The sequence below is a fragment of the Citrobacter sp. Igbk 17 genome (assembly GCF_028069775.1).
GTDB lineage: Bacteria > Pseudomonadota > Gammaproteobacteria > Enterobacterales > Enterobacteriaceae > Citrobacter.
In genome coordinates this window covers 67,332-82,402 of record NZ_JANEWI010000003.1, presented here as the reverse complement: position 1 = coordinate 82,402, position 15,071 = coordinate 67,332, and the positions used below count along the sequence as shown (strand labels likewise).

Here is a 15,071-nt window from a genome sequence, read left to right as displayed (position 1 = left end):
TCAGGCCTACGGTGCCAGCGAGGTAGGCCGGATAAGGCATTTATGCCGCATCCGGCAATGACTACTATCCCAGATCCGCCATCAATACTTTTGACCGCCGCTGATAGTTGTACATCTCTTTTTTGCTTTCCGGCAGCAGATCGATATCGACCGGCGTGAAGCCGCGCTCCTGGAACCAGTGAATGCTGCGCGTCGTCAACACGAACAGCTTACTCAGCCCCATTTGTCTGGCCTGCACTGCAATCCGCTCCAGCAAAACTTCGCCGCGTGATGAGCTACGGTAGTCCGGATGCACTGCCACGCACGCCATTTCGCCAATCTTCTCCTCCGGAAAAGGGTACAGGGCTGCACAGGCAATGGTCAGATTATCGCGCTGAATTATGGTGAACTTATCGATCTCCATTTCCAGTTGTTCACGGGAGCGACGTACCAGAATACCTTGCTGTTCCAAAGGACGAATCAATTCCAGAATGCCGCCAATATCGTTAATGGTGGCGCGACGGATCTGCTCGGCGCTTTCCATCACGATTTGCGTACCGATCCCATCGCGGGAGAACAGTTCTTGTAACAACGCGCCATCTTCCTGATAGCTAATCAGGTGACAACGGCGCACGCCGCTACGACAGGCTTTAACGGCACCGCGCAGGAAACGCACCGTACCGGAGCTGTAATCACCTTTCTCTTCCTGTGACTCAACACGCGCTTGCGCTTCGTTGGGAAAGAGTTCGGAAACAATATCGCCATTATCGTTAGTCACCCCTTGAGAGGAGCAAAAACCGATCATTTTCTCTGCTTTCAGTTTGATCGCCAACTGGGTGGCGACCTCTTCGGACGTCAAGTTAAAGCTCTCGCCGGTCACGGAAACGGCGACCGGGCCCAGCAGAACAATAGCACCGCTGTCCAGTTGACGGTGAATTGCTTCTTCATCAATTCGACGAATACGTCCGCTATGGCAGTAATCCACACCGTCATCCACACCCAACGGTTGCGAGATAATAAAATTACCGCTGACCACATTGATGTGTGCGCCCTGCAAAGGCGTATTGTTCAGACTCATCGACAGGCGGGCGGTAATATCAAGTTGAAGCAAACCCGCAGCCTGCTTGACCAGCTCCAGGGTTTTGGCGTCGGTGACGCGCGTATTTTTGTGATACACCGGTTCATGGTGATGCGCGGCCAGATTGGCATCAATCTGCGGCCGTGCGCCATAGACTACGACAAGGCGAATGCCGAGGCTATGAAGGAGACCAATGTCATTGACGATACTGGAAAAGTTTTCATGCTCGATGGCTTCGCCGCCCAGCATAATGACAAACGTTTTTCCCCGATGGGTATTGATATAGGGAACAGAATGGCGGAATCCCTGTACCAGTTCGGTTCTACGTTCCTTCACCACGGCACACCCTCATTGCATGATTATTCGTAATTAATGTATTTCTATTCTGTTTCTGCCCTGTGTGCAAGCGTAATTTTTACCCCAGCCGAAGATTTTCTTCAGTAATACCGTGAATATAAAAACAATGTTTACCCTTTTATTGATGACAGATTATGCGTCATTCGCTAAAGTTTCCGGTCAATTCGGACGTTTTACGTATTACCTCAATATAGATTTCTTTTGCTCGGGAGAAGCATGTCGGGATCCAACTCAGCAATCAGTCGCCGCCGTTTACTGCAAGGTGCGGGTGCTATGTGGCTTTTAAGCGTCAGCCAGGTCGGTTTGGCTGCCGTGAGCCAGGTCGTTGCCGTACGTATCTGGCCCGCGTCCAGTTATACCCGCGTTACGGTGGAATCCAACCGTCTGCTGAAATACAAACAGTTTGCCCTGAGTAATCCTGAGCGTGTGGTTGTAGATATTGAAGGCGTTAATTTGAACTCGGTGCTGAAGGGCATTGGGACGCAGATCCGCCCAGACGATCCCTACATTAAATCCGCACGCGTCGGGCAGTTTGACCCGCAGACCGTGCGTATGGTGTTTGAACTGAAACAAAATGTGAAACCTCAACTCTTTGCATTAGCGCCAGTTGCAGGCTTCAAAGAACGTTTGGTGATGGATCTCTATCCTGCCAATGCTCAGGATGTCCAGGATCCGCTGCTGGCATTGCTTGAAGATTACAACAAAGGCGATCTGGATAAACAGGTGCCACCTGCGCAAAGCGGCCCACAGCCGGGTAAAGCGGGACGCGATCGTCCGATTGTTATTATGCTTGACCCTGGCCACGGTGGAGAAGACTCCGGTGCCGTGGGGAAATACAAGACACGTGAAAAAGATGTGGTACTGCAGATAGCCCGTCGCCTGCGAGCACTTATAGAGAAAGAAGGCAACATGAAGGTCTATATGACGCGTAATGAAGATATCTTCATTCCGTTAAAAGTGCGCGTGGCGAAAGCCCAGAAACAGCGTGCTGACCTGTTTGTTTCTATTCATGCAGATGCGTTTACCAGTCGCCAACCCAGTGGTTCGTCGGTGTTTGCACTCTCAACCAAAGGTGCGACCAGTACAGCGGCAAAATATCTGGCACAAACCCAGAACGCCTCGGATTTAATTGGTGGCGTCAGCAAAAGCGGTGATCGCTACGTCGACCACACCATGTTTGATATGGTGCAATCGCTGACTATTGCCGACAGCCTGAAGTTCGGAAAAGCGGTGCTGAATAAACTCGGTAAGATTAATAATCTGCATAAAAATCAGGTTGAACAGGCCGGGTTTGCCGTGTTGAAAGCGCCGGATATTCCGTCCATTCTCGTAGAAACTGCATTCATCAGTAACGTTGAAGAAGAACGCAAGCTCAAAACGGCGACCTTCCAGCAGGAAGTGGCAGAGTCGATTCTGGCCGGGATTAAAGCTTACTTTGCTGATGGGGCGACGCTGGCGAGAAGGGGATAACAAAAAAGCGCTGAGAAGCGCTTTTTTTATGGGCGACAGAAACAAAAAAACACCCGTTAAGGTGTTTAATGTGTTGGTTGCGGGGGCCGGATTTGAACCGACGACCTTCGGGTTATGAGCCCGACGAGCTACCAGGCTGCTCCACCCCGCGTCACCGTACTGCTTATATTTTATCAAATTTGATTGGTTGCGGGGGCCGGATTTGAACCGACGACCTTCGGGTTATGAGCCCGACGAGCTACCAGGCTGCTCCACCCCGCGTCACCGTACTGCTTGTACTTCATCAAATTTTAATTGGTTGCGGGGGCCAGATTTGAACTGACGACCTTCGGGTTATGAGCCCGACGAGCTACCAGGCTGCTCCACCCCGCGTCCGTGGATGCGCACTATACTCTGCTCGCATTTTCATGCAACCCTTTTTTCACCTTGATCACGTTTTTAGGCTGAAAATGAACAAAAACAACGCATTCTGGATTATTTTTTGCTCAAAATTTGCGTTGGGGTATGTATACGCATTTCATTAGCTTCGGGGGTTTGTTATCTTCGTCTCGCATTCAGGCAACATAAGACGAGAACAATGAAAGGACGTTGGGCAAAATATCTTCTGGCGGGAGCTGTAGTCGCGATGCTCGCCGCGTGTTCCTCAAAACCCACCGATCGTGGGCAGCAGTATAAAGACGGGAAATTTACCCAGCCTTTCTCACTGGTGAACCAACCTGATGCGGTTGGCGCGCCAATTAACGCCGGCGATTTCGCCGAGCAGGTTAATCAAATTCGCAGCGCTTCCCCGCGTTTGTACGGTAACCAGAGCAACGTCTACAACGCTATCCAGCAGTGGCTACGTGCGGGCGGTGATACGCGCAGTATGCGCCAGTTTGGTATTGATGCCTGGCAAATGGAAGGGGCGGACAATTATGGTAACGTCCAGTTTACCGGTTACTACACGCCGGTTATCCAGGCGCGGCATACGCGCCAGGGCGAGTTTCAGTATCCTATCTATCGCATGCCGCCAAAACGTGGGCGCTTACCCTCTCGTGCTGAGATCTATGCAGGCGCGCTCAGCGACAATTACATTCTGGCGTACAGCAACTCTCTGATGGATAACTTCATCATGGATGTTCAGGGCAGCGGATATATTGATTTTGGTGATGGCAGCCCGCTTAACTTCTTTAGCTATTCCGGGAAAAATGGCCACGCTTATCGCAGTATCGGTAAGGTGCTGATCGATCGCGGTGAAGTGAAGAAAGAAGATATGTCGATGCAGGCCATTCGCCATTGGGGTGAGACGCACAGTGAAGCCGAAGTGCGTGAGCTGCTGGAGCAGAACCCATCGTTTGTCTTCTTTAAGCCGCAATCTTTTGCACCGGTAAAAGGGGCCAGCGCGGTACCGCTGATTGGTCGCGCATCCGTGGCGTCAGACCGCAGTATTATCCCGGCAGGTACGACGTTACTGGCGGAAGTTCCTCTGCTGGACAATAACGGGAAATTCACCGGTCAGTATGAATTACGTCTGATGGTCGCGTTAGATGTCGGTGGGGCGATTAAAGGCCAGCACTTCGACATCTATCAGGGTATTGGTGCAGACGCCGGACACCGTGCAGGGTGGTATAATCACTACGGACGCGTGTGGGTGCTGAAAACAGCGGCCAACGCGGGTAACGTATTTAGCGGTTAATTTCCTGATGACGGCTGCGCTTTATCAGGCCTGCTCAATAATGTAGGCCGGATAAGCGAAGCGCCATCCGGCAGTCATACTGCTCGGTATTAATGAATTTGAGGTTTTATGTCTGTAGTTATCAGTGATACCTGGCGCCAGCGTTTTGGCGGTACGGCACGCCTGTATGGCGAAAATGCGCTGCAGCTGTTTGCCCAATCGCACGTTTGTGTCGTTGGAATTGGCGGCGTGGGGTCGTGGGCGGCGGAAGCGCTGGCGCGTACCGGTATTGGCGCGATTACTCTCATCGATATGGATGATGTGTGCGTCACTAATACTAACCGTCAAATCCATGCTTTGCGTGATAACGTCGGCCTGGCGAAAGCCGAGGTGATGGCCGAACGTATCCGCCAGATTAACCCGGAGTGCCGGGTGACCGTGGTTGATGATTTTGTCACGCCGGATAACGTTGCCGACTATATGAGCGCAGGATTCTCGTATGTTATTGATGCAATTGATAGCGTGCGCCCAAAAGCGGCGCTGATCGCATATTGCCGACGTAATAAAGTTCCGCTGGTGACCACCGGCGGTGCGGGGGGACAGATTGATCCCACGCAGATTCAGGTGGTTGATTTGGCAAAAACCATCCAGGACCCACTGGCGGCGAAGCTACGTGAGCGGCTGAAAAGTGATTTTGGGGTGGTGAAAAACAGCAAAGGCAAGTTGGGCGTGGATTGCGTGTTTTCGACGGAGGCGTTAGTTTACCCGCAGGCAGATGGCTCGGTGTGTGCAATGAAGGCCACGGCGGAAGGGCCGAAGCGTATGGATTGTGCATCCGGGTTTGGCGCTGCCACCATGGTGACGGCGACTTTTGGTTTTGTGGCCGTGTCCCACGCGCTGAAGAAGATGATGGCGAAGGCGGCGCGCCAACCCTGATTGTGTCGGATGGCGCTGCGCTTCCGACCTACTGTTCACGCCGTGTTATAGGCCGGATAAGACGCATCAACGTTGCCATCCGGCATCCTGAGCTGCCTCAACGAGCGCATTCAGCCCCTGACTACGTGACGCGCTCAGTTGTGCGCTTAAGCCCAACTCATCAAATAACGCCATCGGCGAACGCGCCTGTAACTCCGCGGTAGTTTTACCTTCGATAGCAGTGAGTAGTACCGCCAGCAGGCCGCGTACAATTCGGCCTTCACTATCACCGAAGAAGTGAAGTGTGCCATTCTCATGCAGACTGTATCCCAGCCAAACGCGGTTTTCACATCCGGCAATCTCTTTTGCCTGCGCCTTCAAATCATCCGAAAGGGCCGGAAGTTGCTTACCCAGTAGAATAAGTTGACGATATTTATCTTCCCACTGGGTGAGCGGGATAAAAGTATTGCGTAACGTCTCTTCGGTTACGGTTGTGCCAAACGGGTGTCCGGCGAACAGAGGGCTTGTCATTAGTCCACCAATATTTCCAGTGCGCGGTCAACGGCAGTGACCAACGCATCAACATCGCTTCGGGTATTATAAGGTGCAAATGAGGCGCGCAGCGTCCCGGATACCCCCAACTCGGCCAGTAACGGTTGCGCACAGTGCTGTCCGGCGCGCAGCGCAATGCCATACTCAGCCAGCAGCGTCACCATATCGCTGTGGTGCACACCTATAAAATCAAAGGCTAACAGGCTTGAGTCCTGGCAACGGAAGGAGCGAAATCCCGGCCGTTTCGCCAGCGCATCTTCCGCCAGCGTTGCCAGACTGCGGCTCCAGTTTTCGGCTTGCACGATATCAATATCCGCAAGCCATTCAAGTGCCGCACTTAATCCAATGACGCCCGCAACGTTTGGCGTGCCTGCCTCAAGCTTCCACGGTGCCGCTTGTGTGGTGAAACCGTCAAAGCTGACTTCGCTAATCATTTTACCGCCGCCGAGCCACGGTGACATGGCTTCCAACAGTTCTGGCTTACCATATAATGCACCAATGCCCGTCGGACCATATAATTTGTGACCAGAAAAAGCATAGAAATCAATATCTAACTGCTGGACGTCAGCCGGGAAATGTACCACTCCCTGAGCGCCATCCACCATCACCACCATGCCTGCTGCATGAGCAAGCGTAATCGCGCGGACTAAGTCAGGGCAGCCACCGGTGACGTTCGACATCTGACCGAGAGCCAGAATGCGACTGCGGGAGGTGATGAGGTCCGCCAGACATTCAGTGTCAGGCAGCAAATGGGCATTGAGCGGAAGCTTGATGACTTTAGCCCCCGTTTGCTCCGCCACCATCAGCCAGGGAACCAGGTTGGCATGATGCTCCGCTACGCTTACGATAATCTCGTCGCCCGGTTGTAAGCGCGGACGCGCGTAACTTTGGGCAACCATGTTGATAGCCTCCGTCGTACCGCGGGTCCAGACCACCGTCTTGTCATCGGGAGCATTGATGAGACGCGCGACTTTTTCCCGCGCGGCCTCATAGCACGCGGTCAGACGCTGGGCTTCAGCAAACTGGCTGCGATGGACGTTCCCGCCGCTCAGACTATAAAACTGATGGGTCGCCTCAATCACTGCCTGCGGCTTCAATGCCGTCGCGGCGCTGTCGAGATAGACACCTGCATCGTTGAGTGCGGGAAATTGTGCGCGAAACTGCGTGGGGTTAAAAGCGTTCATGGTATTCCTCAGTTCAGTAAACCGATCGTGGCGCAAAAAGGGCGCAGACACAAGGGTTGCGCTAACCATCGGAATCCTCTGGATATCCCGGCGAAGTCTGTGCAGTGTCTTATGCTAAATAGTGTTAGGCGAATAATTTTGCCTGTTATGGAATTCGCTTTATCTGGCATAAATTGCTGTGAGGAGAAGAATATGAAAAAGACTGCCGCCATAATCTCTGCCTGTATGCTGACTTTTGCCCTGAGCGCCTGTTCTGGTCCGAATTACGTGATGCACACCAACGATGGCCGGACAATCGTGTCTGACGGTAAGCCAAAGACCGATAATGAGACAGGAATGATTTCGTATAAAGACGCTAACGGCAACAAACAGCAGATTAACCGTACCGATGTGAAAGAGATGGTCGAACTGGAGAAATAGCCGGTCGTCATTGGCAGACACACGGACAAAAAAAAGCACCGCAATTTGGCGGTGCTACATTAATCACTATGGACAGACAGGGTAAATGTACAGGAAGTGAAAAAGGGTAGCTTTGCTACCATGGTCTGAATCGCAGACCAATTGCAAACACAACAACACAACATCACAACCGTAAGCCAAAAGCCCACCAGAACACGCATTCCGATAAAACTTTTCGTTCCGGCTTCAGGAAGTGCCGCCACTATAGGTATTTGCTGGTAGAACCTCAACGGACAATTTATAATGGCTCAGATTAAAAAAACTAATAGGTTACAGCCTGTTAGGTAATTGTTAAATTCATTTAACATCAAAGCCTAAAAGTCATGTCAAAACGATTACCACCCTTAAATGCGTTACGTGTTTTTGATGCTGCCGCGCGCCATTTAAGCTTTACGCGCGCAGCAGAAGAACTTTTTGTGACGCAGGCCGCAGTAAGTCACCAAATCAAGTCACTTGAGGATTTTTTGGGGCTGAAGCTGTTTCGTCGGCGCAATCGATCGCTGTTGTTGACGGAAGAAGGTCAAAGCTATTTCCTCGACATCAAAGAGATTTTTTCGCAATTAACCGATGCGACGCGTAAACTTCAGGCACGCAGTGCAAAAGGCGCGCTTACCGTCAGTTTATTGCCCAGTTTTGCGATTCAATGGCTGGTGCCCAGACTCTCTAGCTTTAACTCAGCTTATCCGGGAATCGATGTCAGGATCCAGGCCGTGGACCGTCAGGAAGACAAACTGGCCGACGATGTCGATGTGGCTATTTTCTACGGACGAGGCAACTGGCCGGGCCTGCGCGTTGAAAAATTGTACGCAGAATATTTATTGCCGGTCTGCTCGCCGCTGCTACTTACCGGTGATAAGCCACTGAAGACGCCGGATGATCTGGCAAAACACACATTGTTGCACGATGCATCGCGGCGTGACTGGCAAGCTTATACGCGCCAGCTCGGGCTGAATCATATCAACGTACAGCAGGGACCTATCTTCAGCCATAGCGCCATGGTGCTACAGGCCGCTATCCATGGGCAGGGCGTTGCGTTGGCCAATAACGTTATGGCGCAGTCCGAAATTGAAGCCGGACGTCTGGTTTGTCCTTTTAATGATGTTCTGGTCAGCAAAAACGCATTTTATCTGGTTTGTCATGACAGTCAGGCAGAACTGGGTAAAATAGCCGCCTTCCGTCAGTGGATACTGGCGAAAGCGGCCACGGAACAAGAAAAATTCCGCTTTCGTTATGAACAATAATTTACGTAGGGTATTAACATGACCAGCCGTTTTATGCTGATTTTTGCCGCCATCAGTGGCTTTATCTTTGTAGCTCTGGGAGCCTTTGGGGCACATGTTCTGAGTAAAACCCTCGGCGTTGTTGAAATGGGGTGGATCCAGACTGGCCTTGAGTATCAGGCATTTCATACGCTGGCTATTTTTGGTCTGGCCGTCGCCATGCAGCGACGTATTAGCATTTGGTTTTACTGGAGTAGCGTGTTTCTGGCATTAGGGACCGTGCTGTTTAGCGGCAGTCTGTATTGCCTCGCGCTTTCTCATTTACGCCTGTGGGCGTTTGTTACCCCTGTCGGTGGTTTTAGCTTCCTTGTAGGCTGGGCACTGATGTTAGTGGGCGCTATTCGATTGAAACGTAAGGGCGTAAGCCATGAATAAGGTTGTATTGTTGTGTCGCCCGGGTTTTGAAAAAGAGTGCGCCGCAGAAATTACGGATAAAGCAGGGCGTCGCGAAATCTTTGGTTTCGCCCGCGTCAAAGAAAATGCGGGTTATGTCATCTTTGAATGCTATCAGCAGGAAGATGCGGAAAAGCTCGTTAAAGAGTTGCCGTTTAGCTCGCTGATTTTTGCTCGCCAAATGTTTGTTGTTGGCGAGCTACTGCAATATTTGCCGCCGGAAGATCGCATCACACCGATCGTCGGTATGCTGCAGGGCGTGGTGGAGAAAGGCGGCGATTTGCGTGTCGAAGTTGCCGACACGAATGAAAGCAAAGAGCTGGTGAAATTTTGCCGTAAATTTACCGTACCGCTGCGCGCCGCGCTGCGTGAAGCGGGTGTGCTGGCAAAGTATGAAACGCCAAAACGTCCGGTAGTGCACGTTTTCTTTATTGCACCTGGCTGTTGCTATACTGGCTACTCCTGGCCTGATAATAACTCGCCGTTCTATATGGGTATTCCGCGACTGAAATTCCCGGCTGATGCGCCGAGCCGTTCAACGCTGAAGCTGGAAGAGGCGCTGCATGTGTTTATTCCTGCCGATGAGTGGGATGAGCGTCTGGCCAATGGAATGTATGCCGTTGATTTAGGTGCATGTCCTGGCGGTTGGACCTACCAACTGGTTAAACGCAATATGTGGGTGTACTCGGTGGATAATGGTCCGATGGCGCAAAGCCTGATGGATACTGGGCAGGTCACCTGGCTGCGGGAAGATGGATTTAAGTATCGCCCGAATCGTAACAACATCTCGTGGATGGTCTGCGATATGGTGGAGAAACCGGCCAAAGTTGCAGCGCTGATGGCGCAATGGCTGGTGAACGGCTGGTGCCGCGAGACGATTTTTAACCTTAAGCTGCCGATGAAAAAGCGCTACGAGGAAGTGTCGCAAAACCTGGCTTATATTCAGGCACAGCTCGATGAGCATGGCGTGAATGCGCAGATTCAGGCGCGTCAGCTTTATCACGACCGTGAAGAAGTCACCGTGCACGTACGTCGTCTGTGGGCTGCCGTCGGTGGTCGCCGCGACGAACGATAATCGTTATTTGCCGGATGGCGGCGTGAACGCCTCATCCGGCCTGGATTGTTTCAATCATTTCTGTATCTGAAATAATATGCGTCACATTTGCCAGATGCCCAATCTGCACCTCACCCGAGCGATTAAATTTACTCTTATCAATCAATAATAATGACTGCGCCGCACGCTTAAGCAGGATGGATTTAAAATCGGCGTTAATCGCATTTGAATCCCAGAGTGTACCGCCGTGGTCGATCCCCTCGCAGGAAAAGATAAACAGATCGATATCAAGTGACTTTAGCTGTGAGATGAGCGATGGATTAACGTAGCAACCGTATTTACGCTCAAGTCGACCACCGGAACTGATCAGCTGAATATTTTCACGTTTTCCCAATTCGAGGCAAATCGGTTGGCTATTCGTAAATACGTGAATGTTAATGTCTGGCAACAGGCGAGCCAGGTACCAGCAAGTAGAACTGGCATCCAGCGCGATCACCATGCCTTCTTCTATCCACGTTAACGCGTCTCTGGCGATATCTGCTTTGTGGGAATAATGGCTTTTCAGTCTGATATGAAACGGCTCGCCGCAGTCCTGGTTTACCCGATGTATCACTTTGGCGCGCCCGTGATTACGCAGTACCTTACCCTGCGCCTGCAGTTGCGTAAGATCGCGACGGATAGTTTCTTTACTGACATTAAGCTGTGAGGATAAAGTTTCAGTCGTCAGACTTTTATGGTTGCTCAACAGATCCAGGATCGCTTGCAGGCGTGCTGCTTTCATGTTTTCTCCCCCCATCATGCGATGAATGCCCGTACCTGCCGGGCATTCAGGTAAGAGATTATGGCGTTACCCCTTTTTTTAACAGGATATTTCCGTACTTTGCCCGCTCCCCTGTAATAACGATTGCGAATACTTTTTGTGCGCGTTCATAAAATGCATAACGGTCAATGCGCGTGATGTCCGGGCAAGGTGTTTGTAATGACAATGCCTGCCGATATCGCGCTTCTACGTCGGGGTCGAGCGAGTCTCCTTCGACGGCGGCCATCATCACCAGTGGTGAGGCGTAACTGTCCAGTTCAAACAGCGGAATAATCGCCCGCAACAGGTCGCTGACCTGCAGGCCATCGGCCCGGATAACCTGCGGGCCCATACTGTGGGCCGGAAAGTGGGCGTCGGAAAAGATAATCTCATCACCGTGACCCATTTCAGCCAGTACCTTTAACAGGTCAGGGGAAATTAAGGGGGAAATCGTTTTGAGCATGTCACTCGACTCCTGTGAATACGGGTTCTGTTTGTGGGTAGAAGTAACGATATTGATAGTCCACCTGCGCACGAGCCTGCTCCGGAGAGGCAAATTCGCCGATACCGGACCAGGCAAACATCGCAGCACCGGCAACCGTCGTTTCGGCATCATCCAGCACTTTGATGGGAATACCCAGAACGTTCGCTTTTATCTGATTCCATAGTGCATTACGACTTCCTCCACCAACCAGAAGTAGCTCTGTCGCGTTGAAATGACCGATGGTTTCTAGTGTGTGTAGATTGTGCTGCAACTGGGCCGTCAATCCTTCCAGCGCAGCGCGGTAAAAGTGTCCGCGGGTACTGTTGAGTGTGACGCCCTGCCAGCCTGCACGTGGACTGGCAAGCAGGTCGCAGTGCATGGTTATACCTTCAGCGCCCGCCGGGACGGCCTGCGCTTCATCAATGAGCGTTTGCCAGGGGGTGTCGGGTGTCCACAGCAACTTACGTACCCACTCAAGCACGCCGGATGCCAGCCACTGCATACCGGGGTTATAGAGTCCCGACCGACTGTCCAGTTCACAAGTAGAACCCACATAGTCGCTGAGTAAGGCCGTATTCACCTGTGCGCTGCGTACCATCAGTATTTCCCATGTACCGGAAGAGAGCACGGGTTCATCTGGCTGTGCGCCTGCGCCAAAGAGCGCAAACTGCGTGTCGTGGCCGGCAGAGATAACCGGAATCCCCGCTGTGAGCCCAAGTTGCTTTGCCGCGTCATTTTTCAACGTTCCGATCTGCTCTCCCGCTTCAACTAAACGTGGAAACAGTCGGCGTGGTATCCCGGTAGCCTGCAAAATATCAGCACTGAAATCGCGCTGATGAATATCCAGCATCTGGCTGGTACCGGCCATGGTGATATCTGTGGTGAACTCACCGGTGAGGCGATGGTTGAGCAGTGATGAAATAAATAACCAGGCGTGTGCCTGTTCCAGCAATTGTGGGTGATTCTCTTTAAGCCATACCAGCTTGTACAGCGTGTTGAAACTGAACGCGCCAACGCCTGATATATCCTGTAATTTCTGAGGTGATATCCGTTGGCTGATAGAAGCCATGACGGCGGCGGTACGTGGACATTTCCAACTGATAACCGGATAAAGCAGTTTGCCATACGCATCAACCAGCGCGCCATCAACGCCAAATGTGGTGACCGTTATTCCTCGAATGTTACAGGCGGTCAGTTCCGCGGTGAGTTGTTGGCAGCAATCGGCAAAGCGCTGCACAATGGCGTCGAGGGACCACTGATGCCAGCCAGCGTTCTCGACGGCGGTATCACTGGCGTTCGGGGTTGAGGCGCGGGCGATAATTTTTCCCTGGCGGTCAACGGCGATTGCCCGCACGTTGGTCGCGCCACAGTCGAGGACCAAAATAACGTCATTCTTCATAATCTTCCCCGAGAAGTTGCCGGATGGCGGCGTAAACACCTTATCCGGCCTACAGGCTGCTCACCCGTAGGCCCGGTAAGCTTGCGCCACCGGGCTGAGTCACATTAACGCTTATACAGCGGGCCGTAGTTTTGGCAGGCGCGATAATCCTGGCCTTCGCTGTCCATACCGTGGGCAGCCCATGCGGAAGGGCGATAGATCTTCTCTTCTTCCACGTTGTGCATACACACTGGAATACGCAGCATGGCGGCGAGCGTAATAAAGTCAGCACCAACGTGACCAATCGTCAGCACACCGTGGTTGGCACCCCAGTTAGCCATGACGGAATAGACATCGCTGAACGGACCTTTGCCGGTTAAGCGCGGTGCAAACCAGGTTGTTGGCCAGGTAGAATTGGTGCGAGCATCAAGCTGAGCATGCACCTCCTTCGGTAATTCCACACTCCAGCCTTCCGCAATTTGTAGCACCGGGCCCAGGCCTTTGATGATATTGATGCGGGTCATGGTGAACGGTACGCCACCTTCGGTAAGAAAACGGGAAGAGTAGCCGCCGCCTCGGAAATACTCGTGGATCGCCGGACACCATTCGGTCGCCGCCAGGCAATCATCAGCTTCCTGCTGTGAGATCTCCCAATGTGGTTTCATGGTGGGTTGGCCTTCGCTGTCACGCTGTTTGCAGGAACCATCCAGTGCCGCAGAGCCGGAGTTAATCAGGTGAATAATGCCGTGCTTAGCAAGACCGGTCAGCGGTTTACCTGTGACGCGTTCTACTGCTTCCGGTGACCAGTAGGTCCGTACATCAGCAAAGACCTGCGCTGTGCCGGTGAGTTGGTGGCCAAACAACATTGCGACACCGTTCAGGCTGTCGTTCTCGGTGGCGACGACATACGGTTCGCGCACGCCATTCCAGTCAAATGAGCTATTCAGCAACGCTTCGGCGGTGTCACCGTTTGGATATTGATCCGTCCAGTGACGCTGGCCCTGGAAGCCGGCGGCAATCGCGTTGTACCCCATCGACTCTTCAACCCGGCCTTTCTCTGCCAGTTTCTGATTACCCTGCATCATGTCGCGGATGCACATTGCCATCAGCAGGCTCTCTTTCAGCACTGCACGGCTCTGTTCTTCATTTCGCTTATACTGTTGTGCGTTCTGATCCTCGCCATAACGGAAATGTTTATCCGCCCACGCCAGGGCAATTTCCAGTTCCGCTTCGTCATAGATTTTCTGGTCAATACGACGACGTAATTCGGTCATATCAACAGGTTGAACCTTCATTCCCAGCCAGGATTCAAAGAAGTTATGGTCGACAATAGAGCCTGCAATTCCCATTGAAACGCCGCCGACGGACAGATAGCTTTTGCCTTTCATGCTGGCAACGGCTAAACCTGCCCGGGTGAAACGCAGCAGTTTTTCTTCAACATCGGCAGGGATAGTGGTATCACCTGCATCCTGCACGTCATGACCATAAATAGAGAAGGCGGGAAGCCCTTTTTGATTATGTGCAGCCAGGGCTGCAGCCAGATACACGGCACCCGGACGCTCCGTCCCGTTGAAACCCCAAATGGCTTTCGGGCGCATGGGGTCCATATCGATAGTTTCGCTGCCGTAGCACCAACATGGCGTGACGGTAATTGTCACGCCGACGTTCAGGCTACTGAATTTTTCTTCACAGGCGGCAGATTCAGCCAATCCGGCAATACAGGTGTCTGCGATAACGCACTCGATCTGTGCCCCGCAGGCATGACGAAGTTTCTCGGAAATCAGTGCGGCAGTGGCTTTTGCCATGTTCATGGTTTGTTCTTCGAGCGACTCGCGTACACCCATACGACGCCCATCAATCACCGGACGAATACCGATTTTCGGTAAACTATTTTTTTTCATTCGAGGTTCCTCATCTCACTTTATGCCGTGCTGCAAAAGCGGATGTTGGACACCACTGTCGCAGTTGGCTGAATTACCCATTTTTGCTAACTCGAGTTAGCTTAGGTATTAGAGAGTTTTTTGCACAACTTTTT

General features: G+C 52.1%; 14 protein-coding genes and 3 tRNA genes. 7 read left to right on the top strand and 10 right to left on the bottom strand.

What is annotated here, in order from left to right; all coding sequences use genetic code 11:
* Window positions 1-64 precede the first annotated feature (64 nt).
* Window positions 65-1,396, bottom strand: a complete 1,332-nt coding sequence (argA, locus tag NNO08_RS02660) for an amino-acid N-acetyltransferase (RefSeq protein WP_271449504.1) — start codon at window positions 1,394-1,396, stop codon at window positions 65-67.
* A 234-nt stretch (window positions 1,397-1,630) separates the two neighbouring features.
* On the opposite strand from argA, the gene amiC reads away from it, so the two are divergent.
* On the top strand, window positions 1,631-2,884 hold the full coding sequence (gene amiC, locus NNO08_RS02655) for an N-acetylmuramoyl-L-alanine amidase AmiC (RefSeq protein ID WP_137382705.1): 1,254 nt from the start codon (window positions 1,631-1,633) through the stop codon (window positions 2,882-2,884).
* Between the two features lie 74 nt (window positions 2,885-2,958).
* Here amiC and NNO08_RS02650 read toward each other — a convergent pair.
* The 3 genes from NNO08_RS02650 to NNO08_RS02640 form a co-directional block, all read right to left on the bottom strand.
* A tRNA-Met gene (locus NNO08_RS02650) sits at window positions 2,959-3,035 on the bottom strand.
* 33 nt (window positions 3,036-3,068) lie between these two features.
* Window positions 3,069-3,145, bottom strand: a tRNA-Met gene (locus NNO08_RS02645).
* A 34-nt stretch (window positions 3,146-3,179) separates the two neighbouring features.
* Window positions 3,180-3,256 (bottom strand) — tRNA-Met (locus NNO08_RS02640).
* 205 nt (window positions 3,257-3,461) lie between these two features.
* Between NNO08_RS02640 and mltA the strand changes: the two genes are divergently transcribed.
* Window positions 3,462-4,559, top strand: coding sequence for a murein transglycosylase A (mltA, locus tag NNO08_RS02635; protein ID WP_048213098.1), 1,098 nt, complete (start codon window positions 3,462-3,464; stop codon window positions 4,557-4,559).
* A 108-nt stretch (window positions 4,560-4,667) separates the two neighbouring features.
* Window positions 4,668-5,474 carry a tRNA cyclic N6-threonylcarbamoyladenosine(37) synthase TcdA gene (tcdA, locus tag NNO08_RS02630; RefSeq protein ID WP_271456128.1) on the top strand — a complete coding sequence of 269 codons (807 nt, stop codon included), beginning with the start codon at window positions 4,668-4,670 and terminating at the stop codon, window positions 5,472-5,474.
* Window positions 5,475-5,540: 66 nt separating this feature from the next.
* On the opposite strand, the gene csdE is transcribed toward tcdA, so the two are convergent.
* Entirely contained in the window at window positions 5,541-5,984 is a 444-nt protein-coding gene (csdE, locus tag NNO08_RS02625) for a cysteine desulfurase sulfur acceptor subunit CsdE (RefSeq protein WP_271456127.1), read from the bottom strand.
* Complete coding sequence (csdA, locus tag NNO08_RS02620; RefSeq protein ID WP_271456126.1) at window positions 5,984-7,189, bottom strand: cysteine desulfurase CsdA; 1,206 nt, start codon at window positions 7,187-7,189, stop codon at window positions 5,984-5,986. Before csdA ends, csdE begins: the two co-directional genes overlap by 1 nt.
* 192 nt (window positions 7,190-7,381) lie before the next feature.
* Here csdA and NNO08_RS02615 point away from each other — a divergent pair, with 192 nt between their 5' ends.
* The 4 genes from NNO08_RS02615 (at window position 7,382) to rlmM (ending at window position 10,396) form a co-directional block, all read left to right on the top strand.
* Window positions 7,382-7,609: a YgdI/YgdR family lipoprotein gene (locus tag NNO08_RS02615; protein WP_202037874.1), complete on the top strand. Its 228-nt coding sequence runs from the start codon at window positions 7,382-7,384 to the stop codon at window positions 7,607-7,609.
* Between the two features lie 362 nt (window positions 7,610-7,971).
* The gene (gcvA, locus tag NNO08_RS02610; protein ID WP_101741626.1) at window positions 7,972-8,889 is read left to right on the top strand and encodes a glycine cleavage system transcriptional regulator GcvA; all 918 of its coding nucleotides are present in this window, start codon (window positions 7,972-7,974) and stop codon (window positions 8,887-8,889) included.
* Window positions 8,890-8,907: 18 nt separating this feature from the next.
* Window positions 8,908-9,303 carry a DUF423 domain-containing protein gene (locus tag NNO08_RS02605; RefSeq protein WP_005130969.1) on the top strand — a complete coding sequence of 132 codons (396 nt, stop codon included), beginning with the start codon at window positions 8,908-8,910 and terminating at the stop codon, window positions 9,301-9,303.
* The gene (rlmM, locus tag NNO08_RS02600) at window positions 9,296-10,396 is read left to right on the top strand and encodes a 23S rRNA (cytidine(2498)-2'-O)-methyltransferase RlmM (protein WP_271441058.1); all 1,101 of its coding nucleotides are present in this window, start codon (window positions 9,296-9,298) and stop codon (window positions 10,394-10,396) included. The genes NNO08_RS02605 and rlmM overlap by 8 nt, the downstream gene beginning before the upstream one ends.
* Before the next feature lie 31 nt (window positions 10,397-10,427).
* On the opposite strand, the gene fucR is transcribed toward rlmM, so the two are convergent.
* The 4 genes from fucR to fucI all read right to left on the bottom strand — a co-directional run bounded on the left by fucR (window position 10,428) and on the right by fucI (window position 14,937).
* Window positions 10,428-11,156: an L-fucose operon activator gene (gene fucR, locus NNO08_RS02595; protein WP_271456125.1), complete on the bottom strand. Its 729-nt coding sequence runs from the start codon at window positions 11,154-11,156 to the stop codon at window positions 10,428-10,430.
* A gap of 58 nt (window positions 11,157-11,214) precedes the next feature.
* Window positions 11,215-11,637 carry an L-fucose mutarotase gene (gene fucU, locus NNO08_RS02590; RefSeq protein ID WP_271454872.1) on the bottom strand — a complete coding sequence of 141 codons (423 nt, stop codon included), beginning with the start codon at window positions 11,635-11,637 and terminating at the stop codon, window positions 11,215-11,217.
* 1 nt (window position 11,638) lies between these two features.
* The gene (fucK, locus tag NNO08_RS02585; RefSeq protein WP_271441055.1) at window positions 11,639-13,057 is read right to left on the bottom strand and encodes an L-fuculokinase; all 1,419 of its coding nucleotides are present in this window, start codon (window positions 13,055-13,057) and stop codon (window positions 11,639-11,641) included.
* A gap of 104 nt (window positions 13,058-13,161) precedes the next feature.
* Complete coding sequence (gene fucI, locus NNO08_RS02580; RefSeq protein WP_271456124.1) at window positions 13,162-14,937, bottom strand: L-fucose isomerase; 1,776 nt, start codon at window positions 14,935-14,937, stop codon at window positions 13,162-13,164.
* Window positions 14,938-15,071 lie beyond the last annotated feature (134 nt).